Annotated in this window: 25 protein-coding genes and 4 tRNA genes; 16 read left to right on the top strand and 13 right to left on the bottom strand. The window is 62.3% G+C overall.

Going from position 1 to position 25489, the window contains the following annotated elements:
- Window positions 1–71: 71 nt before the first annotated feature.
- Window positions 72–144: transfer RNA gene (locus CGLUCO_RS10090), tRNA-Lys, on the bottom strand.
- 34 nt (window positions 145–178) lie between these two features.
- Window positions 179–251 (bottom strand) — tRNA-Lys (locus CGLUCO_RS10085).
- Between the two features lie 85 nt (window positions 252–336).
- Here CGLUCO_RS10085 and CGLUCO_RS10080 point away from each other — a divergent pair.
- Window positions 337–1536 carry a L,D-transpeptidase gene (locus CGLUCO_RS10080; RefSeq protein WP_084036094.1) on the top strand — a complete coding sequence of 400 codons (1200 nt, stop codon included), beginning with the start codon at window positions 337–339 and terminating at the stop codon, window positions 1534–1536.
- On the opposite strand, the gene CGLUCO_RS10075 is transcribed toward CGLUCO_RS10080, so the two are convergent.
- Complete coding sequence (locus tag CGLUCO_RS10075; RefSeq protein ID WP_084036093.1) at window positions 1455–2444, bottom strand: LLM class flavin-dependent oxidoreductase; 990 nt, start codon at window positions 2442–2444, stop codon at window positions 1455–1457. The two genes, CGLUCO_RS10080 and CGLUCO_RS10075, sit on opposite strands and share 82 nt — an antisense overlap.
- Window positions 2445–2454: 10 nt before the next feature.
- Window positions 2455–3105 (bottom strand): hypothetical protein, encoded by a 651-nt coding sequence (locus CGLUCO_RS10070; protein WP_232621987.1) that lies wholly within the window; start codon window positions 3103–3105, stop codon window positions 2455–2457.
- Between the two features lie 66 nt (window positions 3106–3171).
- Here CGLUCO_RS10070 and CGLUCO_RS10065 point away from each other — a divergent pair, with 66 nt between their 5' ends.
- The gene (locus CGLUCO_RS10065; RefSeq protein WP_084036092.1) at window positions 3172–3783 is read left to right on the top strand and encodes a hypothetical protein; all 612 of its coding nucleotides are present in this window, start codon (window positions 3172–3174) and stop codon (window positions 3781–3783) included.
- 52 nt (window positions 3784–3835) lie between these two features.
- Here CGLUCO_RS10065 and CGLUCO_RS10060 read toward each other — a convergent pair.
- From CGLUCO_RS10060 to cmrA, 3 genes are all read right to left on the bottom strand, one after another.
- A tRNA-His gene (locus CGLUCO_RS10060) sits at window positions 3836–3908 on the bottom strand.
- A gap of 54 nt (window positions 3909–3962) precedes the next feature.
- Window positions 3963–4574: an oligoribonuclease gene (gene orn, locus CGLUCO_RS10055; RefSeq protein WP_005394350.1), complete on the bottom strand. Its 612-nt coding sequence runs from the start codon at window positions 4572–4574 to the stop codon at window positions 3963–3965.
- Window positions 4575–4587: 13 nt separating this feature from the next.
- Window positions 4588–5388 carry a mycolate reductase gene (gene cmrA / locus CGLUCO_RS10050; protein WP_005389016.1) on the bottom strand — a complete coding sequence of 267 codons (801 nt, stop codon included), beginning with the start codon at window positions 5386–5388 and terminating at the stop codon, window positions 4588–4590.
- 38 nt (window positions 5389–5426) lie between these two features.
- Between cmrA and CGLUCO_RS10045 the strand changes: the two genes are divergently transcribed.
- A complete protein-coding gene (locus tag CGLUCO_RS10045) occupies window positions 5427–6551 on the top strand; it encodes an N-acetylglucosamine-6-phosphate deacetylase (RefSeq protein ID WP_084036091.1) in 1125 nt (374 codons plus the stop codon).
- On the opposite strand, the gene CGLUCO_RS10040 is transcribed toward CGLUCO_RS10045, so the two are convergent.
- Window positions 6548–7303 (bottom strand): hypothetical protein, encoded by a 756-nt coding sequence (locus tag CGLUCO_RS10040; RefSeq protein ID WP_198481477.1) that lies wholly within the window; start codon window positions 7301–7303, stop codon window positions 6548–6550. The two genes, CGLUCO_RS10045 and CGLUCO_RS10040, sit on opposite strands and share 4 nt — an antisense overlap.
- Before the next feature lie 309 nt (window positions 7304–7612).
- A complete protein-coding gene (nagB, locus tag CGLUCO_RS10035; protein ID WP_084036090.1) occupies window positions 7613–8398 on the bottom strand; it encodes a glucosamine-6-phosphate deaminase in 786 nt (261 codons plus the stop codon).
- A gap of 76 nt (window positions 8399–8474) precedes the next feature.
- On the opposite strand from nagB, the gene CGLUCO_RS10030 reads away from it, so the two are divergent.
- Window positions 8475–9365 (top strand): ROK family protein, encoded by an 891-nt coding sequence (locus CGLUCO_RS10030; RefSeq protein WP_231286017.1) that lies wholly within the window; start codon window positions 8475–8477, stop codon window positions 9363–9365.
- Window positions 9352–10023 (top strand): N-acetylmannosamine-6-phosphate 2-epimerase, encoded by a 672-nt coding sequence (locus CGLUCO_RS10025; protein ID WP_084036089.1) that lies wholly within the window; start codon window positions 9352–9354, stop codon window positions 10021–10023. Before CGLUCO_RS10030 ends, CGLUCO_RS10025 begins: the two co-directional genes overlap by 14 nt.
- Here CGLUCO_RS10025 and CGLUCO_RS10020 read toward each other — a convergent pair.
- Window positions 10016–10822, bottom strand: coding sequence for a FadR/GntR family transcriptional regulator (locus CGLUCO_RS10020; protein ID WP_005394357.1), 807 nt, complete (start codon window positions 10820–10822; stop codon window positions 10016–10018). The two genes, CGLUCO_RS10025 and CGLUCO_RS10020, sit on opposite strands and share 8 nt — an antisense overlap.
- A 216-nt stretch (window positions 10823–11038) precedes the next feature.
- Here CGLUCO_RS10020 and CGLUCO_RS10015 point away from each other — a divergent pair, with 216 nt between their 5' ends.
- The 6 genes from CGLUCO_RS10015 to CGLUCO_RS09990 all read left to right on the top strand — a co-directional run bounded on the left by CGLUCO_RS10015 (window position 11039) and on the right by CGLUCO_RS09990 (window position 18237).
- Window positions 11039–12613, top strand: coding sequence for an ABC transporter substrate-binding protein (locus CGLUCO_RS10015; RefSeq protein ID WP_084036088.1), 1575 nt, complete (start codon window positions 11039–11041; stop codon window positions 12611–12613).
- Between the two features lie 64 nt (window positions 12614–12677).
- Window positions 12678–13625, top strand: a complete 948-nt coding sequence (locus CGLUCO_RS10010; protein WP_005389040.1) for an ABC transporter permease — start codon at window positions 12678–12680, stop codon at window positions 13623–13625.
- A gap of 4 nt (window positions 13626–13629) precedes the next feature.
- Entirely contained in the window at window positions 13630–15684 is a 2055-nt protein-coding gene (locus tag CGLUCO_RS10005) for a dipeptide/oligopeptide/nickel ABC transporter permease/ATP-binding protein (RefSeq protein ID WP_084036087.1), read from the top strand.
- A complete protein-coding gene (locus CGLUCO_RS10000; protein ID WP_084036086.1) occupies window positions 15681–16499 on the top strand; it encodes an ABC transporter ATP-binding protein in 819 nt (272 codons plus the stop codon). Before CGLUCO_RS10005 ends, CGLUCO_RS10000 begins: the two co-directional genes overlap by 4 nt.
- 10 nt (window positions 16500–16509) lie before the next feature.
- Entirely contained in the window at window positions 16510–17424 is a 915-nt protein-coding gene (locus CGLUCO_RS09995; RefSeq protein WP_005389045.1) for a dihydrodipicolinate synthase family protein, read from the top strand.
- A gap of 3 nt (window positions 17425–17427) precedes the next feature.
- A complete protein-coding gene (locus CGLUCO_RS09990) occupies window positions 17428–18237 on the top strand; it encodes an alpha/beta hydrolase (RefSeq protein WP_084036085.1) in 810 nt (269 codons plus the stop codon).
- 61 nt (window positions 18238–18298) lie between these two features.
- Here CGLUCO_RS09990 and CGLUCO_RS09985 read toward each other — a convergent pair whose 3' ends face one another.
- Window positions 18299–18568 (bottom strand): hypothetical protein, encoded by a 270-nt coding sequence (locus CGLUCO_RS09985; protein WP_005389050.1) that lies wholly within the window; start codon window positions 18566–18568, stop codon window positions 18299–18301.
- A 138-nt stretch (window positions 18569–18706) separates the two neighbouring features.
- On the opposite strand from CGLUCO_RS09985, the gene CGLUCO_RS09980 reads away from it, so the two are divergent.
- The gene (locus CGLUCO_RS09980; protein WP_231286018.1) at window positions 18707–19399 is read left to right on the top strand and encodes an AIM24 family protein; all 693 of its coding nucleotides are present in this window, start codon (window positions 18707–18709) and stop codon (window positions 19397–19399) included.
- A gap of 75 nt (window positions 19400–19474) precedes the next feature.
- Here the strand turns inward: CGLUCO_RS09980 and CGLUCO_RS09975 are convergent, their stop codons facing one another.
- Together CGLUCO_RS09975 and CGLUCO_RS09970 are read right to left on the bottom strand one after the other, a co-directional pair.
- Window positions 19475–19960, bottom strand: a complete 486-nt coding sequence (locus CGLUCO_RS09975; protein WP_005389053.1) for a hypothetical protein — start codon at window positions 19958–19960, stop codon at window positions 19475–19477.
- Between the two features lie 249 nt (window positions 19961–20209).
- Window positions 20210–20283: transfer RNA gene (locus CGLUCO_RS09970), tRNA-Arg, on the bottom strand.
- A gap of 60 nt (window positions 20284–20343) precedes the next feature.
- Between CGLUCO_RS09970 and CGLUCO_RS09965 the strand changes: the two genes are divergently transcribed.
- From CGLUCO_RS09965 to ettA, 4 genes are all read left to right on the top strand, one after another.
- Window positions 20344–22332: a bifunctional copper resistance protein CopD/cytochrome c oxidase assembly protein gene (locus CGLUCO_RS09965; RefSeq protein ID WP_084036084.1), complete on the top strand. Its 1989-nt coding sequence runs from the start codon at window positions 20344–20346 to the stop codon at window positions 22330–22332.
- Between the two features lie 127 nt (window positions 22333–22459).
- The gene (locus tag CGLUCO_RS09960) at window positions 22460–23014 is read left to right on the top strand and encodes a single-stranded DNA-binding protein (RefSeq protein ID WP_232621988.1); all 555 of its coding nucleotides are present in this window, start codon (window positions 22460–22462) and stop codon (window positions 23012–23014) included.
- Between the two features lie 29 nt (window positions 23015–23043).
- The gene (locus CGLUCO_RS09955) at window positions 23044–23652 is read left to right on the top strand and encodes a cation efflux transmembrane domain-containing protein (protein ID WP_005394373.1); all 609 of its coding nucleotides are present in this window, start codon (window positions 23044–23046) and stop codon (window positions 23650–23652) included.
- 81 nt (window positions 23653–23733) lie between these two features.
- Entirely contained in the window at window positions 23734–25401 is a 1668-nt protein-coding gene (gene ettA, locus CGLUCO_RS09950; protein ID WP_084036082.1) for an energy-dependent translational throttle protein EttA, read from the top strand.
- Window positions 25402–25489: the final 88 nt, after the last annotated feature.

The raw sequence follows: 25489 nt of genomic DNA, 5'->3' as shown, positions 1-25489 counted from the left end.
AAGGGGTCGCCCGTATGTGGGCAAGGGGGTGTAAAGCAAAAACCCGGCTCGTGGAAGCCGGGTTTTATCTGTGCGCCATCAGGGACTCGAACCCCGAACCCACTGATTAAGAGTCAGTTGCTCTGCCAGTTGAGCTAATGGCGCAATATTAAATTGGGCGAAACGGTGTTTCGCTTTGTGCGCCATCAGGGACTCGAACCCCGAACCCACTGATTAAGAGTCAGTTGCTCTGCCAGTTGAGCTAATGGCGCATTGCCTTGCGACGAGACTTAAATATAATCATTCGCCCGAGTATTGTAAAATCGTCTGGTCACGGCAACATTCGAAGGAGTATGAGTGAAGATTAGACGGTACGCGACAGTGCTGGTTGCTTGCGCTGGGGTTTTGGCAGCGAGTGCGTGCACTATTCCTACCGGAAGTCCAGACACAAATGTTGCGGTTCACGAGACCTTGCACATCCCACCGGCGTTCACCGTCGGTGATGGTGCGACTGTGCAACCAAACCAGGACATTGAGGTGCACACGTTCGGTGCGGAGCTGGTAGCAGCGAAGCTCGTTAACGACGCCGATGAGGTCGTCGCAGAGCTGGGGGGCGGCGGAAAGGTGAGCTCCGATACGTCGAAAAGCTCCTGGAGATTGACCGAACCGCTCGGTTACGGGCGGACCTATACCCTGACAGCCAGGGACTCCGAGGGCCAGACGGTGGAGTCGACGTTCACCACCGTGACACCCACCTACAAGGCCGAGGTGTACGTCTCCCCTGACGGCGCTGAAGTCGGCGTCGGGCAGACGGTGAACATCCAGTTCGATACCGCCATCGCCGATGAATACAAGGAGGAGGCGGAACGTACCGTCACGGTGACCGCCGACCCGCCGACGGAGGGTGCCTTCTACTGGGTGAACCAGTCGCAACTGCGCTGGCGTCCGAAGGAGCACTGGCACCCCGGCACGAAGGTGCACGTGGAGGCGAAGCCATTCGGGCACCGGCTGGGCAAATCGACGTGGGGTGGGGATAACGCCCAGGCCGAGTTCACCATCGGCGACGAGGTCATCTCCTACGTGGACAACAACACCAAGATCATGACCGTGACCAAAAACGGCGAGACGATCAAGACGATGCCCGTGTCCATGGGGCGCGACGGTGGCCGCTGGTCCACTCCTCCCGGAACCTACATCATCGGTGACAAGAACCCCTCGATGATCATGGATTCGGAGACCTTCGGGCTCTCCCACGAGAAGGGTGGCTACCGCACGAAGGTGAATTACGCCACGCAGATGAGCTACTCGGGAATCTACGTGCATGCTGCGCCGTGGTCGGTGTGGGCGCAGGGAAACACCAACACGTCCCACGGCTGCATCAACGTCTCCACAGAAAACGCCAAGTGGTTCCAGGAGTTTGTGAAGCGTGGCGATCTCGTCGTGGTGACGAACACCACGGGAGAAACGTTCAGCCCCTATGACGGGTTGGGGGACTGGAACTTCGACTGGGCGACGATATCCAAGGATTCGAGCAGCGAGGACTCGTCGTCGTCCTGAATCGAGAGCATGAGCTCGTCGGCGCGGGAGAGTTTGGCGAACTTGTCTAGGTACGCCGACACCTCCTCCGGGTTGCCCACGGCGTTGTAGTGCAGCATCTGGGTGACCTGGTGGCCGGCGAAGCTGTTGACCAGCTGGTCGAGCTGCTCGGTGCTGAGATCCCGGCCACGCGCCACCATCGAGTGGACGCGGCGACGGTACACCTCCTGGAGTTTCTCCTTAGCCTCTTCGGTTGTGCGCGCGGCGGTGACGTTGACCGCGGCGATGACGTAGGGTTCGGGGTGCTGCTCACTGGGCTGGTACGTGCGCCGGTAGGTGTCCACGGCTTCCTCCAGGTGAGCGGGGGTGAAGTGGCTGGCGAAGGCGTACGGCAAGCCGAGCTGTGCAGCGAGCGTCGCGCCGAAGAGGGAGGACCCGAGGATAATGATCGGGACGTTCGTGCCGGCGCCGGGCATCGCGTGCACGCCGGACAGGAGGGGCTCGTCGGCAAAGTAGCCGCGCAGCTCCTGCACATCCTGGGGGAAGCGATCGGCGGCGCCGGGGACGCGCCTGATAGCGCGTAGCGTCTGCTGGTCGGTGCCGGGGGCGCGACCGAGCCCCAGCTCAATTCGCCCGGGGAACATCTCGGAGAGGGTACCGAACTGCTCGGCCACGATGAGTGGCGCATGGTTCGGTAGCATCACACCGCCCGCGCCTAAGCTAATCGACGACGTGTGGGAACCCACGTACGCAATAAGCACGGCCGGCTGTGACGAGGCGATCGTCGTCATATTGTGGTGCTCGGCGTACCAGATGCGGTCGAAGCCTAGCTCCTCGGCGTGCTGGGCGAAGCGCACGGAGCGCTCAAACGCGGCGCGCGGGCGCTCGCCCGGATAGATGGTGGCAAAGTCAATGAGCGAATACTTCATGCTCTCTAGCCTACCTATCAACCCCCAGTATCACATGGTCTACCGGCTCGCCGACAATCGGTTCCCACAGGCTCGACTCGTCGCCCGAAGAGTAGAAGATGACACCCGCGTAGCGATCCCGGCGGAAGGATTCGAAGCTCGCCGCCTCCGCATCGTCCGGGGAGAGACTGAACTCGCGCAACTCCAACCCGCCCGTGCCCTCCTGGAGCACCTCGGCGAGGCTGCGGAACTCCACCCGGAACTCGTGCGGGGTGGCCAGCGTAAAGATGACATCCTCTGGGTTGACTGCGGTGGAGCTTTCTGGCAACGTGTACGCCGTCTGGTTGTACCAGCCTGCGGGGATCATCACCTTCCATACCGGGTCGGTTCCCTGGAAATGCGCGAAACACGTGGGACGATCTCGGTAACGCGCCAGCGCCTCCCGCTGTAGCCTGGGAAAGTCCGCGAGAGTCCCATGCCGTCCGGAGGCGTACATGCACGTCACCTCCGCGGGCTGAAACCTCCGCGAGATGCCCAAGTCCAGGAAGAAAACTTCCTCCATGCTGGGGATTTCAAGATCTTCCCCGTCGCGTGGGTCGAACCCCTCAGTGCAGTCATTTATTCCCGCGACACTGGTGGCGGGCGTCCTCACATACACGTATTGGGGGTCAACGGAAATCATGACATAAACCATAGACCATAGCCTGGGAAAAGTTACATTTTTGCGCTCCCAAGCGATGCTCTGGGTATGAGAAGAGTAGCACTCCTTACCGCGTTGGCAGTGGGACTCGCACCCGTGCCCGCCATCGCCGATGTACCTAACCCCATCACGGAGCTCCGGTTGGACATGTGCGAGAACAAAAACCCGCACTTCAACGGCGTTTTCTTGCGTGATGCTGTCCATGCTGCCGGCTTTAGTAGCTGTGCTGATTACGCCCGCGTTCGCAGCTCCGAGGAGCTGGATCGTCTTGCGTCTCACGCCCTAGACGGAAAGACAACCGACGGCACGACCACCCTTATCGCCCGTGGTGAGTCCTCCGCCACGGCTTTCGGCACAACGTGGTCGCTGGCGCAGCTGCCCGGGCTGGAGCACGCCAAGGGCTACTCCACAACGTCCACCTCGCAGTTGCATGACCTTTTGGATCCGGAGCTCACCACGTGGGGCATCGCCTCCGATGCGCGTGGCACAGCGGCCGTTGCCAAGGGCCAGGGCGCGACCCCGAAGGAGGAGTCCGAAACGCGCACGGTGCTCCTTGCCCTCCTGGGCGTTGCAGGTGCCCTGGGCACATTATTCTTCTTGGTAAAGGCAGTAATCGACTTCGTGGAGCAGAACCTGCACATCCAGATCCTGCCCCGGTAAGCGGAGCAACGAAAAATCCCCCGGCGCGAGGCCGGGGGATATTTTTCATCGGGGTGGATGACGGGGCTCGAACCCGCGACACCCAGGATCACAACCTGGTGCTCTACCAGCTGAACTACATCCACCATTACCGCCCATTGGGCAGCGAGGGATATAGTACCTCACACCCCGCTATAACATCAAAACGCCAGGTAATCAGCGTAACGGGCGGTGGTCTCCTGGGCTGCCTTCTCCGTGTCACCGGGTTCGTCGCGCAGGAAACAACGGCGGTAGTAGTCGAGCTCCTTGATGGACTCCACAATATCGGCAAGCGCCCGGTGGGCGAGTCCCTTCTCCGGTTGGTGCGAGTAGATGGTGGGCATCCACTTGCGTGCCAGCACCTTGAGGGAGGAGACGTCGATCATCCGGTAGTGGAGGCGCTGATCCAGGTCCGGCATGTATTCGCGGATGAAGCTGCGATCGGTGGCAATGGAGTTGCCCGCAAGCGGCGGGTGTCCGTCGCAGTGCTCGTCGATGTAGGCGATGATCTGTTTTTCCGCCTCCGCGCAGCTCAGGGGGGATTCCCGGATTTCGTCGATGAGCCCGTTCGAGGTGTGCATCTTGGTCACAACCTCGTCCATTTCCTTCAGCTCGTCCTCTGTTGCGTGGATGACGAGGTCCAGGCCGTCTCCGAGGATTGTCAGATCATTGTCGGTGATGTGTACCGCCGCCTCGACAATGACGTGGCGCTTGGGGTCGAGGCCCGTCATCTCCAGGTCGATCCATACGATGCGATTGTCTTTGTTACTCATAACGCTTTCAACCTTAGGCCATCTTGGCGTAGAACCAGCCCATGACCGGGGACAGAAGGCCCCTCGGTGCGACGAGGCTGACGGCGTTCATGGCCTTGCTCAGCGGGCCGGGCACCACGCGGCGCTTGTTTTTCGCTAACGCCTCGAGGGATTCCTTCGCGCAGGACTCGTACGTCGTCCACAGGAAGTCGGGGACGACCTTGTCCACGATGGACTGCTCCTCCTCGGGGATCGTCGCCTCGCGCACGGGGCCGGGGGCCAGGAGCGTGCAGGCCACGCCGGTGCCCTTCAGCTCGTAGTGGAGGGATTCGGTGAAGGTGTTCACGCCTGCCTTGGTGAACACGTAGGTGGCGTTGTTCGGGATCGGCATGTTCCCAGCCGCGGATCCCACATTGAGGATCGCGCCCTCGCCACGCCCGAGCATTCCCGGCAGGACCGCACGCGTCAGCTCGAACACGGCCGTGGCGTTGAGCTCGAACTGCTTGGTCTCGTAGCCCCAGTCCTGGTCCATGAAATTGCCAAAGGAGGCGATGCCGGCGGAGTTAATGATGATGTTGATCTCACGCTCGCGGATCTCGCTGATGAGCTCCGCGCGCTGCGCTTCGTCCGCCAGATCGACAGCCCGCACCTCGCACTCGGTGGGCAGCTCACGGGCTAATTCTTCCAGTACTTCCTCTCTCCGTGCGACGAGGATCAGGTTGTGGCCGCGCTGGGCGAGCTCGCGCGCGATAGCGCGGCCAATGCCTTGGCTGGCGCCCGTGACCAGGGCGCGGGCGGTGGGGCTGGGGGAGGGGAGAGCTGTGTGCGTTGTCATGGTTCCAGCTTACAGTGGCGCGTTGTACTCTAGGACGTATGACAACCTCAGCTTTTCACGCCGCGACCATCGTCGATGGAACCATCGGCGGGACCCACACAGATGCCTACCTGGTGGTGCGCGATGCCACCGTCGTCGGCATCGCCAACGAGGCACCGCAGGGCAGCGAGATCACCGAGTGCGGGGATGCCGTCATCACCCCGGGCTATATCGATATCCACTGCCACGGCGCCAACGCCACCTCCTACGACGTGGGTGCCTCTGAGTTTGCTGCAGTGAAGGAGGGGCACCTCTCCCACGGCACCACCCGCGGCGTGATGAGCTTCGTCACCGCCTCCGTGCCCCGCCTGGTTGAGCTCCTCCATGGTGCCCGCGAGATCACCGACCCGTGGCTCCTCGGTGTTCACCCGGAGGGCCCATTCCTCGCCGAGTCCCGCAAGGGGGCCCACGATGCCGCGCTGCTCATCGATCCGGAACCCGCCGTGGTCTCCACGCTTCTCGACGCCGCAGACGGCCTGATTCGCCAAATCACCATTGCCCCCGAGCGCGCCCACGGGCTCGACGCCATCGCCACCTTCGCCGAGAACGGTGCCGTCCCCGCCGTCGGCCACACCGAATGCGACTATGACACCGCCCGCGAGGCCTTCGACCGCGGCGCCCGCATCCTCACGCACGCCTTCAACGCGATGCCGTCGATCCATCACCGCGCGCCGGGGCCTGTCATTGCGGCGCTGCGTGACCCGCGGGTGTGGATCGAGGTCATCAACGACGGTGTCCACGTCCATCCCGCCGTCGTGCGCAGCCTCTTCGAGGAGGCCGCTGAGCGAATGGTCCTCGTCACCGATGCGATGGCCGCCACGAATTCCCCCGACGGTCACTACCTCCTCGGTGAGCTCGACGTCGAGGTGAAAGACTCCATCGCCCGGCTTGTCGACGGCGGAAACATCGCCGGTTCTACCCTCACCATGGATCGCGCCGTCGCCCGCGCCATCACCGAGGTCGGGGTCCCCCTGGATGTCGCCGTCGCTGCCGCCACCTCCCACCCGGCAGCCGCCATCAACCTCGAGGATTCCTACGGCCGCCTGGAAGCAGGCTTCCCTGCCGACTTCCTCGTCCTCGACCCGGAGACCTACCTCCCCACGCAGATTCACACGAGCTTCTAGGCGCTGCGCCACTGGCTGGCTGGGAACGCGCCCCGCAGGTGCCACACCCTGGCCAGCTCGGTCAACCAGATCCTCGACACAAACGACTCATTCGTCACTCGGAGGGGGTTAACCCCCTCCGAGATGAGCCTGCGTTCTCGATCGCGTTCCTTATTGATCGCTCGATACGGATCACCCCCGTAGATTCCCCTGGTCTTGTCCCTGCCGTCGTACTCGATGGCGATCGATCGCTCCGGGTAAAAAGAAGTCAACCCTGCCGATAAAGCCCCACACACGTCTACTATTTCCACCTGTTGCTTGGGCGGTCGGAATCCGTTTTCCCACAGCGTCACTCTCACGTCGCTTTCCCGTGGACTCGCTGCACGGCCGTTGATCAGGTTCAGCGCGTGGCGTGCCTTTTCTGCCCCGCTTCTGTGCCCCCGCAGTCGCATGCAGCGCTCAATATCCGCCTGTGTGGCCCGCCCTTCTCGCACCACCTCGTCGCCCACGCGGATAGCTTCCCCGGCGCTGTGCCAGCGCGCGTTGTCTACCACCGTCATGGCCGGGGAGGTGATCCTCACCTCGTGCCCAAAGATAGTGGCGACAACAACGTCATCTGGAGGCAGCCTGCGCAGGACGAGCCCGTCTCGCCTGCCGTACCCCATGATCTCGACCGGGCAGTTCCCGTTGAACAGGACGGGGAGTTTCAGCAGGCAGCCCGCTGAGCGGTCGACAAGAGTTCGTCCTTCGATTCCGCAGGCCAGGCTCCTCAACCAAAACCGCGTGCGGAACGGATGATCCGAATAATCGTTCGTGGGCTAGTACACGCCCCTGGCCAGCTTCGTGAGCACCCGTTCCCTGTGGAGCTTGTAAATGGACTTCTTCTGGTGAGTGGTCAGCGACTGCACACAAATGAGATTTTCCCCCGGTTGCATGCCCCGAATTATGGCATGGGCATGACAAGCGCGCCAGCGCACCTCCAATACTCGGCCGAGTGTACGATACGCACGTGCATCGCCCCAGGTGGGCGCGAGCGGCAAAACAAATTCGGCCGAGTTTTGGAGATCTCCCCGCCTAGCCTCCTATACCCGCTGCCACTCGGGCTTGTTCTCGTAGGCGAAGCGGTAGTACGAGGCGTACGTCAGAAGGGATGCGGCCTCCTCGTCGATGATGACGGTGGCCGTGGGGTGCAGCTGGAGCGCCGAGCCGGTGCACACCGCAGACACGGGCCCTTCCACCACGCCCTTGATAGCCTCGGCTTTGCCCTTTCCGCTTGCTAAAAGCACCAGGTGGCGAGCCTCCAGGATGGTGCCCACGCCCTGGGTGACGCAGTGGTGCGGGACCTGGTCGATGTCATCGTCAAAGAAGCGGGCGTTATCCTTTCGGGTCTGCTCCATGAGGGATTTCAGCCGCGTCCGCGATGCCAATGATGATCCGGGCTCGTTGAAGGCGATGTGGCCGTCGGTGCCCACGCCGAGGATCTGCAGGTCGATTCCGCCGGCCTTGTGGATGGATTCCTCATAGGCCGCGCACGCTGCCTCCATATCCTCTGCGGCGCCGTCGGGGCCGAAAACACTGGTGGAGGGGATATCAGTGGGTTCAACAAAGTGCCGTTCGATGAACGTGCGGTAGCGCTCAGGGTGGTCCGCAGGGAGTCCGACATACTCGTCCAGCATGAAGGCGCGCGCCCGGGAAAGGGATAGCTTGCCTGCGGCAACACGTTTCCCAAGCTCCTCATAGAGCCCGAGTGGGCTGGAGCCGGTGGCCACGCCGAGAACGGCAGCGGGCTTTGTGGAGATCAGACTTTCGATGTAGTCGGCGGCGATGGGTCCGATGTGGTCTGGGTGTGAGCAAATAACGACTTCCATGTTCCGTCCTTGTGGTAGGAATCTGATACTCTTACGATGTCTGATGTTAGCTGTTTTTACAAGTAAAAGGAACAAAATGGCAACAGTAATTGGGCTGGACATCGGCGGCACGAAGATCGCGGCCGCCAGGGTGACCGACGGCGTAGCCGAGAACATCATCACCACCCCGACCCCCGCCACACAGGGGCCGGAGAAAATCCTCGATGCCGCAGCAGGCCTTGCTGCCCAGCTGGGTCACGGCCCCATCGGGGTCTCCTCCGCCGGTCTCATCGATCCGTTTAAAGGGACGGTGCAGTTCGCTACAAGCCAGCTCACCGGCTGGAAGGGGACAGACGTCGCCGGGGGGCTTTCGGCCCGGCTCGGGGCTGAGGTCTCCGTGCTTAACGACGTCCAGGCGCACGCCCTTGGCGAATACCTCCACGGAGTGGGGCGAGGGCACGAGTCCATGCTGCTCGTCGCGCCGGGCACCGGTATCGGCGGTGGCGTGATCCTCAACGGGCGGCTCCTGCTCGGTGCCCACTTCGCGGCAGGCCACGTCGGCCACGTTGATTCCCACGGCGCCGAAGGCGTCGCCTGCACGTGCGGGAGGGATGGCCACGCGGAGGCGATAGCCAGCGGTTTCGGTATCGAGCGGGCCTACGAGGAACGGGTGGGGATGCACCTTACCGGAAGGGATATCTCGCAGGAGGATAGCGCCGTAGCGCGGGAGATTCTCGCCACTGCCGGGCGCACCTTCGGGCGACTCATCGGCGGGCTCGTCAACGTCTTCGATCCGGGGCTCGTGGTCACGGCGGGATCTGTCATGAAGGCGGGAAAGGTCTGGGAACAGGCGTTTAGGGAGGGCTTCGACGCGTCGTGCATGGAGCTGTTGCAGGACACGCCCATTGTCAGTGGAACGTTGGAAAACGCGGCACTCGTCGGAGCTGCCGCGTGGGTTAGCGAAAGGAAAAATTATGAAGTTCAGTGATCTGCAGGGCAAGCTCGTCGTCTCCTGCCAGGCGTACCCGGGGGAGCCGATGCGGCACCCGGACACGATGGCGCAGGTGGCGGAGGCTGTGGTCGAGGGAGGGGCCGCGGGCGTTCGTCTGCAAGGACTGGAGGACATTAAGGAGGCGCGCACGCGTGTCGACGTCCCCATCATCGGTCTGGTGAAAGAGGGCTACGAGGGCGTGTACATCACCCCCACGCTGGAGCTGTGTATCGCCGTCGCCGATGCCGGCGCGGACGTGGTCGCGCTCGACGCGACGACGCGGCCCCGCCCCGATGGCCTCACCTTCCCGGAGACCGTGCACAAGTTGCGTGAGGCGCGTCCAGACGTGCTCATCATGGCCGATTGCGACTGCATGGAATCCGCACGTCAGGCGGTGGACGCAGGCGTCGATGTCATTTCCACTACCCTGGCGGGCTACACGGAGGCGCGGCCGAAGACGGAGGGGCCGGACCTCGAGCTGCTGCGTGAGATGCACGACACCTACCCCGACGTTCCGCTTATCTGTGAGGGCCGGATCCACTCGGGCGCGGATGCGAAAGCGGCCCTCGACGCCGGTGCGGACACCATCGTGGTGGGCACCGCGATCACCCACCCGACCTCGATTACGTCCTGGTTCGTGGAGGCGATTAGCTAATCTCAAGCCCACGCGCCTTGTTGCGTGCCTCGTCGAGGTTGCGCAGCAGGGGCGCGTAATGGGAGAACACAGCTTCCTTGTACTTCTCCAGGTTCCCCTCCTCGGCGGCGGCGAGGATATCGCCGTGGGCGGAGGCGGTGAGGAGGATGTCCTTCGCCGTGGCGACTTGCAGCATCGGCTGGATGGCCGTGTGCACGTCCCAAAATGCTTCGGTGAGCTGGCGGAACAGCTGGTTATCGAGGGGGCTCAACAGTTTGGTGTGGAAGTACTTGTCCTCTTCGGGGAAGGAGTCTCCGCGGGCGGCGATTTCCTCCATCTTCTCCACCACCTTGTGGAGGGCAGCCGAGCGCTTGCCTTTCCAGGCGCGAACGACGGCGGGGGCAAAGGCAAGGTCGAGGGCCTGGCGCACCTCGACAATTTCGATGAGGACGCGGTAGTCGGATCCCGGGTTCAGAAGGCCGCGGAAGACGAGGAGTTCCACCATGGGTTCCATGGAGGCGTTGGCGACAAAGGTGCCGTAGCCGTGCCGGACCTCGACGATGTCCAGCGCCGTGAGGTTGGAGATCGCCTCGCGCACGCTCGAGCGGGATACCCCCAGGTCCTCACAGATGGAGGCCTCGGTGGGGAGCGGATCGCCGGGCTGCAGGTTGTTCTGCAAGATGTAGTCCTTGATGGCGGCCATGGTCTCATAGCTCCGCCCGTGCTTGCGCGTGGGGGAGTGCGTGAGCTTTCTGTCTGCCCCGCCTGTCATGGGACGGAGGGAGGGTCTGTCCTTCGGTGACTTGGACGTTTTCGCCATGGTTTTCTCCTGTCTCAAAAAAGTGCCTACGTCATACTATAGGCCATGTCCTTATCTGATGTCGGGCAATGGGGTGAACTTGGTCATATGCGGGTGTGACGAACGAACTACCCCCGAACTCTAGAAACTTCTTGTGTTTAGATGTCTGACATCTTATGCTGGGTATAACCATCCGAACAGACCGGACAGATTCCGGCCTGATACAGAGAGGTCACTATGAAGAATCTCAAGAAGGGCGTCGTGGCAGTCGTTGCCTCACTGGCCCTTACGCTGACCGCCTGTGGCGGTTCCTCTGAAACTTCCTCATCTGCCGCCGGCGGGGACACCGCCACATCTACCCAGGGTGGAGAAATCAACCTGGGTGTGGCGTACGAGACCACCAACTATGACCCGTCGAGCACCTCCTCGGCGCTGGCTATGGGCACCAACTGGCACGTGGTGGAGGGCTTGTACGAGCTCAACATGAGCGACTACAGCACCCGCAACGCGCTGGCCAAGGATGCCCCTGTTAAGATCAGCGACACCGAGTACGAGGTCACCCTGCGTGACGGCGCGAAGTTCTCCGACGGCACGCCCGTCACCTCCGCTGATGTTGTGGAGTCCTTCAAGCGCGCTGCCGCAGAGGGCAACATTTACGCCTCCTTCCTGGACTTCATCGATTCCGTGGAGGCCAAGGACGACACTACGGTGACGATTAAGCTGAAGACCCCCTTCTCGCTCGTCGAAAAGCGTCTGGCCACGGTGAAGATCATCCCAGCAGCCTCCACCAAGGACGAGATGACGTCGATGCCGATCGGCTCCGGCCCGTGGAAGTACGAGTCCATCACGGATTCCAAGATCACCGCCGTGCCCAACGAGCACTACAACGGTGACGAGAAGTACGCGGCCAAGGCGGACAAGATGGTCTGGGACGTGATCAAGGACGACACCGCCCGCACCACCGCCGCCCAGTCCGGCACCATCGACATCATGGAGGCCGTCCCCGCAGACAACGCCCAGATGCTCGAGGCAGCGGGCATGAAGGTGGACGAGGTCGACGGCTTTAACCTCCCGTTCCTCCTCTTCAACACATCCAAGGCTCCGTTCGATAACGCCAAGGTCCGCCAGGCCTTCCTCTACGCCGTGGACACCGACAAGCTCATCCAGAACAATATGAGCGGCAAGGCCAAGGCGGCCACGAGCTTCCTGCCGGAGAGCCATCCGAACTACCACAAAGCAGCCAACCAGTTCACCCACGACCCGGAGAAGGCCAGGGCGCTCCTCGAGGAAGCGGGTGTGAAGGACCTGTCCGTCACCCTGCTCACCACCGACCACCCGTGGATCTCTGATCTCGCACCGCAGATCAAGTCCGATCTCGAGGCCGTGGGCATTGCCACCTCCATCCAGTCCGAGGCATCTGCGTCCCTGTACGCCAACAACCTCGACGTGGAGAACCCGACCTTCGACCTGGCGCTGGCGCCCGGCGATCCGTCCGTGTTCGGCAATGACCCGGCACTGCTCATCAACTGGTGGTACGGCGACAACGTCTGGACCAAGCAGCGCACCTTCTGGCAGAAGTCCGACCCGGCAAAGTTCGCCGAGCTGAAGGCACTCATGGATGAGTCCACCCAGCTTGAGGGCGAGGCCCAGCAGGCCAAGTGGAACGACGCAATGGATCTCATCTCTGAAGAGGTTCCGCTGTACCCGCTGTTCCACCGCACCATGATCACCGGTTACAACGCAGACAAGTTGAACGGCTTCGCGCCGATCGGCACCACGGGCCTGTGGGCCCTGGGTGTTTCCACCAAGTAGTAACCACGAAGCGCCGCCTTTTGACGTGAAAACGGCGGCGCTTTTTGTGTAAAGGAGAACACAGGTGAACACACTTATCCGCCTCATCGGGAGGCGACTTGTGGCCCTGCCGCTCATGATCCTGGGCGTCACCTTCCTCGTCTTCGTGCTCATGAGTCTCTCGCCGATCGACCCGGCGTACTCGGCACTGGGGGAGAACGCGACGCCGGCGGCGTTAGAGGCCTACCGTGAAAACCACGGGCTCAATGATCCGTGGATCGTCCAATTCGGCAGCTACGTGGCTGGCCTCTTGCAGGGTGACCTCGGCACCTACGGTGTCGGCGAGGATTCCGTTTCCGCCAAGGTCTTCACCGCCCTCCCCATTACGATGCAACTGACCTTCATCGGCCTGTTCATCGCCATCATCTTTTCCTTCCCGCTCGGTGTCCTGGCCGCCCTCTACCGCGACCGCTGGCCCGACCAGGTGATCCGCATCGTCTCAATTGCCTGCCTGGCTACCCCGAGCTTCTGGCTCGCCATCCTGCTCATCCTCGTATTCATGGGCAAGCTGCCGGTCGCCGGCGCATTGCCCGCGTTCGGCGATGACCCGGCTGGCTGGTTCCAACGCATGCTCCTGCCCTCGTTTGCCCTGGCTGTGCCCGTCATCGGCCAGATGACCCGCATCGTGCGCACCTCGATGGTGGAGGAGCTGGATAACGACTACGTCCGTACGGCGCTCGGCGCCGGCATCCCCAAGCACATCGTTGTCAGCCGAAACGTGCTGCGCAACGCGCTGATCACCCCGGTGACGGTGCTGGGTCTGCGCGTCGGCTACCTCATGGGTGGCGCCGTCGTCATCGAGATCATCTTCAACCTGCCGGGCATGGGCCGCGTGCTCATCGACGGCATCACGCAGAACTGGGTCACCGTGGTCCAGGGAGCAACCCTTGTGGTCGCCATCGCGTTCATCATCGTGAACATCGTGGTCGACCTGCTCTACATCCTCATCAACCCGAGGATCAGGACGGTGTAGTGAAATGACAAAGCTGGAAAAAGTTACCGCCCCGGGCGTCAAGTTCCAGGGCCTCAAGCGGATGAGCACAGGTTCCAAGATTGCGTTGGTGATCCTCGCCCTCATCGCGCTGTCCGCGATTTTTGCGCCGCTTCTCGCGCCGCACGACCCCACGGCCATCGATATGAAGGGTCAGCCGCCGTCGAGTGAGTTCTGGTTCGGCACCGACAACCTCGGCCGCGATGTGTTCAGCCGCCTCCTCTACGGTGGCCGCTACTCGCTCACCGTGGGGCTTGCCGCGACGGGACTTGCCCTGCTAGCCGGGGCGATCTTCGGCTCCATCGCCGCAGTGTCCGGCAAGGTGGTGTCCGAGATCATCATGCGCATCATGGACATCATCATGTCGATCCCCGGCATCGCACTGGCCGCCGTGGCCGTCGTGGTGTTCAAGAACCCCGAGCACCCGGAAAAGATGCTGGGTGTCATCATTGCCGCCATCGGCTTCGTGTACATTCCGCAGCTCACCCGCATCGTACGGGCAAACGTGTTGAGCGAGTACGGCGAGGATTACGTCAACGCCGTTGTCGTCTCCGGTGCCCGCGCGCCGTGGATTTTGACCAAGCACGTGGCGCGCAACACCGCGGCCCCCGTGCTCGTGTTCGCCACGGTGCTCGTCGCCGACGCGATCATTCTCGAGGCCTCGCTGACCTTCATCGGCGCCGGTCTGCAGGAGCCGACCCCCACGTGGGGCAATATTCTCAGTTCCGCGCAGCAGGGCGTGCTGCGCGGCGAGTGGTGGCAGGCGCTGTTCCCGGGCCTGGCCATCATGATCACCGTGCTGTGCCTCAACATTTTGAGCGAGGGCATCACCGACGCGATGGTCGCGGCCCCCACCGGCCCCGTCGTCGCCGAGCACCGCGAAGAAGATCAGCTGCTCACGGACCCCGTCAAGGCATACGCCACGCAGCACGATGCTCTCGTCGCCCGCCTGAACAGGCTCGCCGAGGTGGAATCGCAGCGCACCGACCGCTACGCGCCGGAGCCCGGTACCACGCCGCTGCTGGAGGTGAAGGACCTGTGCATCCGTTTCCCGCGCCACGGCGATGTGAATGTGGTTGACCACGTGAGCTTCTCCGTTGCCGCTGGTGAGACGATGGGTCTTGTCGGTGAGTCGGGATGTGGCAAGTCGATTACCGCCTTCGCCATCATGGGTCTCCTCGATCCCAAAGCCGAGATCAGCGGCGAGGTCTATTACAAGGGTGAGGACCTCCTACAGATGGACGTCGACAAGCGCCGTGGACTCCTCGGCCACGAGATGGCGATGATCTACCAGGATGCCCTGTCCGCGTTGAACCCCTCGATGCTCATCAAGTCCCAGATGGCGCAGCTCACCAAGCGCGGGGGCACGCGTAGCGCCGAGGAGCTCCTCGAGCTCGTGGGGCTCGATCCCAAGCGGACGCTGGAGAGCTACCCGCACGAACTGTCCGGCGGCCAGCGCCAGCGCGTCCTCATCGCGATGGCGTTGACCCGCGACCCGAACCTCATCATCGCCGACGAGCCGACGACGGCCCTCGACGTGACGGTGCAGAAGCAGGTCATCGAGCTCATCAAGAACCTGCAGGAAAAGCTCGGATTCACGATGGTGTTCGTGTCCCACGACCTGGCCCTGGTGGCCGAGGTGGCCTACTCCATCACGGTGATGTACGCCGGGCAGGTCATCGAGCAGGCCTCCACCCGCGAGCTGCTCACCGACCCCCAGCACGAGTACACCCGCGGCCTGCTCGGCGCGGTGCTGTCCATCGAGGCTGGCTCCGGTCGCCTGCACCAGGTGCCGGGCACCGTCCCGAGCCCGCAGGACTTCCCCGTGGGCGACCGGTTCGCGCCGCGCTCCTCGCACCCCTCGGTGGGGCTTACCACCCCGCGGGTCATGCGCACGGTCCCCGGTACGTACCACGTCTACGCCGATCTTCCGGACGAGCTCCAGTGGGCCGCGCAGGAGGAACGCGCCGGTAGGCTCACCCCCGGGCTTACCGACGAAGACTATGCCGAGCTTGGCAAGAAACATGAGGTGACCAAATGAGTACCACGCCGATCATCCAACTCGATGACATCAAGGTTCACTTCCGCAGCCGCACTGGCCCGCTCCTCCACCCGAACATCGTCAAGGCCGTCGACGGCGTGAGCCTCACGCTCATGCCCGGCGAAACAATCGGCATCGTCGGCGAATCCGGCTGCGGCAAATCCACCACCGCCAACGTCATGTGTGGCCTGCAAAAGCCCACGAGCGGCACGGTGTATTTCCGCGGCGAGGACGTGACCAAGCGCACCGCCAAAAACCGCAAGAAGATAGGGCGCGTGGTCTCCGTCGTGTTCCAGGACCCGTCCACCGCGCTGAATGCGCGCATGACGGTTCGGGACCAGCTGAAAGACCCCCTCAACGTGCACAACGTGGGGGAGAAGTCTGAGCGTGACGGCGAGGTAGAAGAGCTCATCGCGCTGGTGGGCCTGCCGCACTCGACGCTCGACGCCCTGCCTGGCCAGCTGTCCGGCGGGCAGCGGCAGCGCGTGGCCATCGCCCGCGCGCTGGCGCTCAATCCCGACGCGATCATCGCCGACGAGCCGACCTCGGCCCTCGACGTCTCGGTTCGTGCCCAGATCTTGAACCTGCTTACGGATCTCAAGAACAAACTGGGCTTGTCCATGGTGTTCATCTCCCACGATATCCAGACCGTGCGCTACGTCTCGAACCGGATCATCGTCATGAACCATGGCCACATCATCGAGGAAGGTCCTGCTAGAGAGATCTTCTCCAACCCGAAGGACGACTACACGCGCGCCCTCCTCGGCGCCGCGCCGTCTCTCCTTCACCCCGACATGACAAAGATAGAAAGTTAAGTACCCTCCCATGACTGATTTCCATGGAGTCATTCCCCCCGTCGTCATCGCCCGTCACGACGACGGCAGCTTCGACGAGGAATCAACCACCAAAAACCTCACCCGGCTCATCGACGCCGGCGTCAACGGCCTGTTCATCCTGGGCAGCTCCGGCGAGGGTGCATTCGTCACCGATGCCGAGCGCGACCAGGTGGTGAAAAATGCGATCAGTGTGGCCGCCGGTCGCGTCCCCGTCCTCGTCGGCTGCATCGACACGCAGACGAGCCGCGTCATTGAACACATCAAGCATGCCGAGGCCTGCGGCGCCGACGGTATCGTCGCCACGGCGCCGTTCTACGCCCTGGGTGGGCTTGCCCAGGTGGAGCGCCACTTCCGCTGCCTGGCACAGGCAACCACGCTGCCGATCTTCGCCTACGACATCCCCGTGTGCGTCCACGTCAAGCTCCCCCCGGAGCTCCTGGTCAGGCTCGGCCGCGACGGCGTGCTTGCCGGTGTGAAGGATTCCTCCGGCGACGATGTCTCCTTCCGTTTCCTGTCCCTTCTCAATGAGGAGGCAGGCCACCCGCTGAAGCTGTTCACCGGCCACGAGGTCGTCGTCGACGGCGCGTACCTCTCCGGCGCCGACGGCTCCGTCCCGGGGCTGGGCAATATCGACCCGTGGGGCTACGTCCGCCAGTGGAAGGCCTTCACCGAGGGCGACTGGGAGACCGTGAAGAAGGAGCAGGACCGGTTGGCGCGCCTCATGCGCATCACGTCGGTCGCCCACTCGGTCACCGGTTTCGGTGCCGGTGTTGGGGCCTTCAAGCAGGCCCTCAAGCTGCAGGGGATCTTCGCTTCCGCGCGCATGCCGGAGCCGGTCCCACAGCTTGTCGACGACGAGGTAACGTCCATCCGGGCGATCCTCGACGCCGAGGGAGTGCTGTAAAAGATGTACATTGACCCGGACATCGCCTCCTGGCTGGATTCCCTCGTGCCCCTGGATATCGCCGATCTCCCCGCCGCCCGGCAGGCCTCGGCGAAAAACCAGCAGGGTGCCGCATTCCCCGGCACCCACGACGGCAGGATGAAGGTCATGGGGGACGGCTCCCGGGTCATTTTTAACATCCACGGCGGCGGCTTCGTCCTCGGCTCCACCTCCGGCGATGACCCGGAAAACGCGCTCTTGGTGGACGAACTCGGCGTCACCGTCGTCTCCCCGGAATACGGCCTCGCCCCCGAGAACCCGTATCCGGGACCCGTCGCCGAATGCTGCGAGGCGCTCGAATACATCGTCCGGCAGCTCGACCCGCACCCACTCATCATGGGGCACTCTGCTGGCGGTGGGCTGGCGGCGATGGTCACCCAGTGGGCGCTGGAACAGGGGATTGCCCCCGCCGCGCAGGTGCTCATCGAGCCGGAGCTTGACCCGGCGTGCGCGTCGGAAAGCATGCGAACCTACGCCGCAGGCCCCGTGTGGACGGCTGCCAACGGCCGCCTCTCATGGGACTACCTGCTTAACGGGAAGGAGCTTACGATTCCGGCGCGCTCAGCCCCTGCCACCTACGCCATCGTGAACCAATCCGATCCGCTTCGCGATGAGGGGCTCCGCTACGCCCTGGCCCTGGCCGATGCCGGCACTCCCGTCACCATCAAAATGTATCCGGGCACCGTCCACGGATCCATGAGCTGCATGGGGGCGGGCGTGACCGCCCACGCTTACGAGGAGCTTCTCGCCTTTATCCGGCAGGTTCTGCAGTAGAGCGAAAATACAATTCAGCCGACATGTTCACCATGTCGGCTGAATTGTGTAAGAAGGTTTTCTAGAGACGAGGGGCGGGAACCGCGCTATTGTCTGTGCCATCTAGATCGTCAATCTCGTCCTGGAAGACGGGGGAGGTGTTAGCGGCGTGATCGAGGATGAACTTCGAGCCGAGGATGATGATGCACACGGCCGTGATCGTGAAGGTGGGGACGGAGAAGAGCGCATCCATAAAATCCCACCCGTACGCCATGAGGATGGCGAGCATACCGAATGCCCAGCAGCCGACGATTGTCAGCGAGCAAACGGTTTCTGTGCTCTTCCATGTCATGCTTTAAGGATATGTTAAGAAACGTCTCAACTTGCAGCAGATGGTCTAATCGACCCTCGTTTGGGGGTATGTCCACAGTCCGGAATGAAAGAAACGTGCACCAGCGGGGCCGGGACGTTTTTCTCTACACTGGGCACCATGAGGTCACCACTTTTTGAACAGTCCAACATGGAAAACGAGACGCGTGAGCGCTGGACCATGCAGTCAAAGAAGATGCTCAGGGTTGTCGTCACGGAGGATAACCCCGTGATCGCCACGGCCGGCGCCATGGTCGCCTACCAGGGACGCGTGAAGTTCAACCACCAGTCCTCCGGCTCCCTGGGGAAGTTCTTCAAGAAGCATCTCACCGGCGAAGACACCCCCATGATGCGGGTAACCGGTGACGGGGAAGTGTTCTTCGCCCGCGATGCCGCCAACGTCTTCCTTATGGAACTCGAGGGGGGAAACGACGGCCTGTCCGTCAACTCAAGCTCGCTCCTGGCCTACGACCCGACCCTCGACGACGACATCCGCAGGCTTCGTGGGGCGGGCTCCCTCCTCAGTGGAGCCGGCCTGTTCAACGTCAACCTCACAGGCCGTGGCATGGTAGCGCTGTGCTCGAAGGGCACACCCCTGGTGCTGGACTGCTCGCAGCAGGACACATTCGTTGACCCGCAGGCTGCTGTCTGCTGGTCGGCGAACCTTGCTCCGGAGATCACCACGGACATCAACCTCAACACGTTCATCGGCCGGGGTTCCGGCGAAGCGTTCCAGATGCGCTTCTCCGGCCCGGGCTTTGTCGTCGTGCAGCCATCCGAGGGGATCGGCACCCCCGTCCTGAAGGCAGAATAAATCGGGTAGCCGGCTACCCGTAGCTGGCTACCCATAGCCGGGGGAGCCGGCTGCCCGGGTGGGGGAATCGCCGAACTACAGCCGGGCCTCTGCGGCGGTGAGAGTAAAGCTGTGGGCGCCGGTGCCGCAGATGACACGGTCGGGATCGACCTTGCAGTAGTTGTCACCCACCTGCACGCGCCGCCCCTCGGTGAGCCGCAGGTTGCCCCGGGCGGTGGCATCGAGGTGTGTCCACCCAATGCCGTCGGCGGTGGACACAAGTGCGTTGAGGTCTCCCGCAGCGTCGGGGTGAACAGGGGTTTTCACTGGCGCGTCAGCCCGGCAGGCTGCACCGTCAGCGGTGACCTGGCATAGCGCGCGGGCATCCGGCCCGACCTGGGCGAGGAATCCCGGGCCGAAGACGGCGGCATCGACGTTGGCGTAGCCGTCATCGTGGGCGACGGCGAACGCGTCCTGGGGGAGGATATGGGAGGCGGCCTCGTAGGCGTCCCCGCACACCGGGGCACCCGTTGCCACGCAGGCGGAGGTGAGAAAAGAGACAATTGTTCCGAGAATACTCATGGCGACCAGCGTAACGGAAGTGGTTCCCGCGATGCGTAGGACATCTTCTAAAAAGGAAAGGCAATAGGGCCGGAAAGAACAGGGCCGGAAAGAACAGGGGCGGAAAAACGAGGACGGAGAGAACGGAACGGAAAGAAACGAGGCAGGGAAAGAAAAAGGCGTGAGGTCTGCGGATGTGTCACAGACCTCACGCCGGATATTGCATACCGGGTGCAATTTATTGCGCCCCAGACGCGTGCCCCAGACGTGTGCCCCAGACAGGATTCGAACCCGCGACCAGCCGGGTAGAAACCGGATGCTCTAATCCGCTGAGCTACTGGGGCAGTGGATAACATCGTACCCTTAGTTATCGCAAAATCAGAATACGGGTTAGCCTGTCTAGTATGAAAGCTCGGCGCTCACTCCCGGTCTACACCGTCTTTGTCGTGGTAGCGGGAATTATCGGTGTCATCGTGTCCACCGTGTTCCTCGCTCAGTCCCTGGCAGCACTGGGCATTCCCGATCCAGGGCCGGCCACCACGGCGGGCCTCCCCTTCTTCCGCGCGGCGGGCCTCATGCTCGCGTGCCTGGGCGTGGGAAACTACCTTCTGGCGGCGTTTTTCATCCACCCGCAGGAGCGCACGGAGCTCCCCACCACGCGGCTCACCGTCGACGGGGCAATCGCCGTCCGCTCGGGGAGCTGGGCGATGCTCGCTTGGGCGCTCATCGCTGCGTTCATGATTCCTCTTTACCTTTCCGACGTCTCCGGGGAACCGCTTACAAAAACCCTCCAGCCCGCCATGTGGCCGGTCGCCATCGACCAGGTATCCACATCCCTCGCGTTCGAGTGGGTCGCCATCTTCGCGTTCATCACGGGAGCTGCAGGCCTGGTCGTCCGCCGCTGGCTGCCCACCCCGTTTTTGCTGGTGGGGGCGATCCTTACCATCGTCCCGCTTGGCCTCGAGGGGCACTCGGCTACCGGTGGTAACCACGACTACGGTACGAACTCCTACCTCTGGCATCTGCTCTTTCTTGTCCTGTGGGTCGGCGGGCTCATGGCTCTCGTCGCCCACGCGCGCAGGCGCGGCCCGGAGCTTGACCTTGCCGTGAAGAGGTTTTCTCCGATGGCCCTCGTGGCGATCATCGCTATGGCTGCCTCCGGCCTCATCAACGCCGGCATCCGCCTCCACTTCATGGACTGGTTCACCTCCGGATACGGCCTCGTGCTGGTGGGAAAGACCGTTCTCATCCTCGTCTGTGGCGTGCTGGGCTACCTCCACCGCGAGCGAACGATGCCGTATCTCAAGGAAAAACCCGAACTGTTTACTCGCATCGCCGTTGTCGAGGTAATCGTCATGGCGGTGATCACGGGTCTTGCAGTGTCCCTCGGTCGCACCCCGCCCCCGCCTCCCCGCACCGTGGATATCAACTCCATGGATATCCTCATCGGCTATCGCCTGAAAATTCCCACCACTTTCTGGAATGTGTGGACGATGTGGCGCTTTGACCTCATGTTTGGCACGATCGCCATCGTGCTCGCCGCCATCTACCTGTGGAACGTGCGCAAGCACTCCTACTGGCCGTGGCAGCGCACCATGTGGTACATGATCGGCTGTGCGATGCTGCTGCTCACCATGTGTAGCGGCATCGGCATGTACATCCCGGCCAGCTTCTCCATGCACATGGTGGGACACATGATCCTCTCCATGGGCGTTCCCGTCTTCTGGGTGCTCGGTGGTCCGCTCACCCTCATCAAGGAGACGCATAAGGGCGAGGATATCGAGTACATCATTGATGCCCTCGTGAACTGCCGCCTTATGAAGGTGATCATGCACCCAGGGTTCAACACTGTGCAGTTCGTTGTGGTGTACTACATCCTCTATGTCACCCCGCTGTACGAGTACCTCGTCTGGGAGCACGCCGGGCATCTCGGGATGAACGTGGTGTTCATCCTATCCGGCACCTTCTACTACTGGCAGCTCATCGGCGTCGACGAGCACCCGCATGGTCACAAGCCCATGAATAATCTCTGGTGGCTCATGATCTCCCTGCCGTTCCACATGTATTTCGGCATCTACCTCATGCAACTCGGCGATGTCATGGCTTTCGACTTTTACAACGCGCTGCAACTGCCGTGGAACCCGGATTTGCTCTGGGATCAGCGCGTCGGCGGTGGCATTGCGTGGGCTGCCGGGCAGTTCCCGCTCATTATTGTCTTCGGTGCGCTGCTATGGCGGTGGTTTACGGAGGACAAGAAGGAACAGGCTGAGTATGAGGAGCGCGCCATCATTAATGACGACGCTGACCTGCGCGCCTACAACGAGTACTTGGAACAGATGCATCGCGGTGAGGTTCCCGACGCGGAATACTTCAACAAAGAAATCAAAAAATAGCTGTGGAATTCGCTCGTTATCCACAGGTATCGGAATAACCATGCCGGCCCCTGTTGCGGGGGTCGGCATGTGCCTGTTTTCTGGTAGTGCAACTGCACACCGCCAACCAGAAAGGCACATATTCACCATGTCAACCACCAATGTCACCCTCGTGGGTAACATCTGCAGCAAGCTGGAGCTGAAGGATATTCCAGCAAATAAAGGTATGTCCGCAACACAGGTCTGCACCTTCCGCGTCGCGTGCGACAAGAAGATCCCGACGGGACAAACCGACGAAGACAATCGGCCCATCTATGACTCCGCCGATGTGCTTTACATCGGCGTGGAGTGCTGGGGTGAGCTGGCCAAGAACGTCAACTCGACGCTCAACATCGGTTCACCTGTGGTCATCAGTGGCAAGATCGTCACATCCTCGTGGGAGGAGAAGGTTGATGGGGACAAGACCGTCAGGCGCTCCATCATCCGCTGCCGGGCCTACCACGTGGGTCCCGATCTGCTGCGTGAGGCATTCATTTCTCGGGGAGAAATGATGGATCTCGCTGAGGAGACAGCGCAAAAGCGGCTGAAAAAACTGGTGGAACAGCACCAGCAACAGCAACGTCAGAAGCAAACGCAGCAAGGCCAGCAACCACAAGTCAATCGGGAGCGTGCGCGGGTGAACCCCTCCAGCAACGCCGCGTAGCTGAACCTCGGTGGGTAGAATAGACCACCATGCCTACCGAGACGTTGAAGAAAACCCTGATCATTGTCGCCGCGCTGAACTTCGCGTACTTCTTCGTGGAGTTCGGCGTGGCGATTGCCATTTCATCGGTGTCCCTCATCGCGGACTCCGTTGACTTCCTTGAGGACGCGTTTGTTAACACCCTCATCGTCATCGCGCTTGGGTGGTCACTGAAGCGCAGGGCGCTTGTGGGCAAGATTATGACGTTCATCATCTGCCTTCCCGCGCTGGTAGCGGGAATACAAGCCATCCTAAAGGCGTTGAATCCAGTGGTACCGGATCCGTGGGCGCTCGCCGCTACGGCAGGCGGGGCAGCAGTGGTGAACCTTGCCTGCTCCCTCATCCTCATGCGTGTGCGCCACCACGGTGGTTCCATGACGCGCGGTGCGTTCCTCATCGCCCGCAACGATGTAATCGTGAACCTTCTCATCATCGCCTGCGGGTTTGTGACGTACTGGACGGCGTCCGGCTGGCCCGACATTATTCTCGGCGTGGTCATCATCGCGCTCAACGTGAGCGCGGCCAAGGAAGTGTGGGAGGCCGCCACCGAGGAGGAGCTCGCCGCCAAGGCGAAGGCAGGGGAGTTCGACGACGACTAAAACGAAGTCGAACCGAACCGCAGAATACGGTAGCCTTAGCGGAGGAATTACGAGGGTTAGACAAGAAAGGCGTTGAACCCAGTGGGTGAATTTATTTACACGATGAAGAACGTGCGGAAGGCGCACGGCGACAAGGTGATCTTGGACAACGTCACCATGGCGTTTTACCCCGGGGCGAAGATCGGTGTGGTCGGCCCCAACGGTGCGGGTAAGTCCTCCATCTTGAAGATTATGGCCGGCCTGGACCACCCGTCCAACGGCGAGGCCTTCCTCGATCCGGGTGCCACCGTCGGCATCCTTCTGCAGGAGCCGCCGCTCAACGAGGAGAAGACCGTCCGCGGAAACGTAGAAGAGGGCCTCGGCGAGATTTATGAAAAGCTGCAGCGCTACGAGAAGATCGCCGAGGAAATGGCGACGAATTACACCGACGAGCTCATGGAGGAAATGGGCACGCTGCAGACGGAGCTGGATGCGGCCGACGCGTGGGAGATCGATTCCAAGATCGACCAGGCTATGGATGCGCTGCGCTGTCCGCCCGGCGACGCCCCTGTCACCAACCTTTCCGGTGGTGAGCGCCGCCGCGTGGCACTTGCCAAGCTCCTGCTCTCCGAGCCGGATCTTCTGCTTCTCGACGAGCCCACCAACCACCTCGACGCCGAGAGCGTTCTCTGGTTGGAGCAGCACCTGCAGAAGTACCCGGGCGCCGTCCTCGCCGTCACCCACGACCGCTACTTCCTTGACCACGTCGCCGAGTGGATCTGTGAGGTTGACCGCGGCCAGCTGTACCCCTACAAGGGCAACTACTCCACCTACCTGGAGACCAAGGCTGAGCGCCTTGAGGTCGCCGGCAAGAAGGACGCCAAGCTGCAGAAGCGCCTGAAGGACGAGTTGAAGTGGGTGCGCTCCGGTGCGAAGGCCCGCCAGGCCAAGAACAAGGCTCGTCTGGAGCGCTACGAGGAAATGGCGGCCGAGGCCGAGAAGTACAAGAAGCTCGACTTCGAGGAAATCCAGATCCCGACCCCGCCACGTCTGGGCAACCAGGTTGTGGAGGTCAAGAACCTGTACAAGGGCTTCGACGGTCGCACGCTCATCAAGGACCTCTCCTTCACCCTGCCGCGTAACGGCATCGTCGGTGTTATCGGCCCGAACGGCGTGGGCAAGACCACCCTGTTCAAGACGATCGTCGGCTTGGAGGAGCCGGATTCCGGTGAGGTCAAGGTTGGTCAGACGGTGAAGCTCAGCTACGTCGACCAGAACCGTGAGAACATCGACCCGGAGAAGACGGTGTGGGAGGTTGTGTCCGACGGCCTCGACTACATCCACGTCGGCCAGAACGAGATGCCGTCCCGCGCCTACATTTCCGCCTTCGGTTTCAAGGGCCCGGACCAGCAGAAGCCTGCCGGCGTCCTCTCCGGTGGTGAGCGCAACCGCCTCAACCTCGCGCTGACGCTGAAGAAGGGCGGCAACCTCATCCTCCTCGACGAGCCGACCAACGACCTCGACGTCGAGACCCTGTCCAGCCTGGAAAACGCCCTCACCAAGTTCCCGGGCTGCGCCGTGGTCATCTCCCACGACCGCTGGTTCCTCGACCGCACCTGTACCCACATCCTCGCCTGGGAGGGCAACTTCGAGGAGGGCAAGTGGTTCTGGTTCGAGGGTAACTTCGAGGACTACGAGAAGAACAAGGTTGAGCGCCTCGGCCCCGACGCCGCCCGCCCCACCGCCGTTCACCGCAAGCTCACCCGCTAAGTAGCTTGTCGACGACGGGGTGCACGCCGCTAGCGCGGAGTGCATCCCGTTTTTCGTGCCTGGACCCGAAAAACCCATTCCTTCAAAA

It is taken from the genome of Corynebacterium glucuronolyticum DSM 44120, assembly GCF_030440595.1.
Taxonomy (GTDB): Bacteria; Actinomycetota; Actinomycetes; order Mycobacteriales; family Mycobacteriaceae; genus Corynebacterium; species Corynebacterium glucuronolyticum.
Note: the sequence above shows the minus strand (reverse complement) of the source record. Positions and strands in the feature narration are given on the sequence as shown.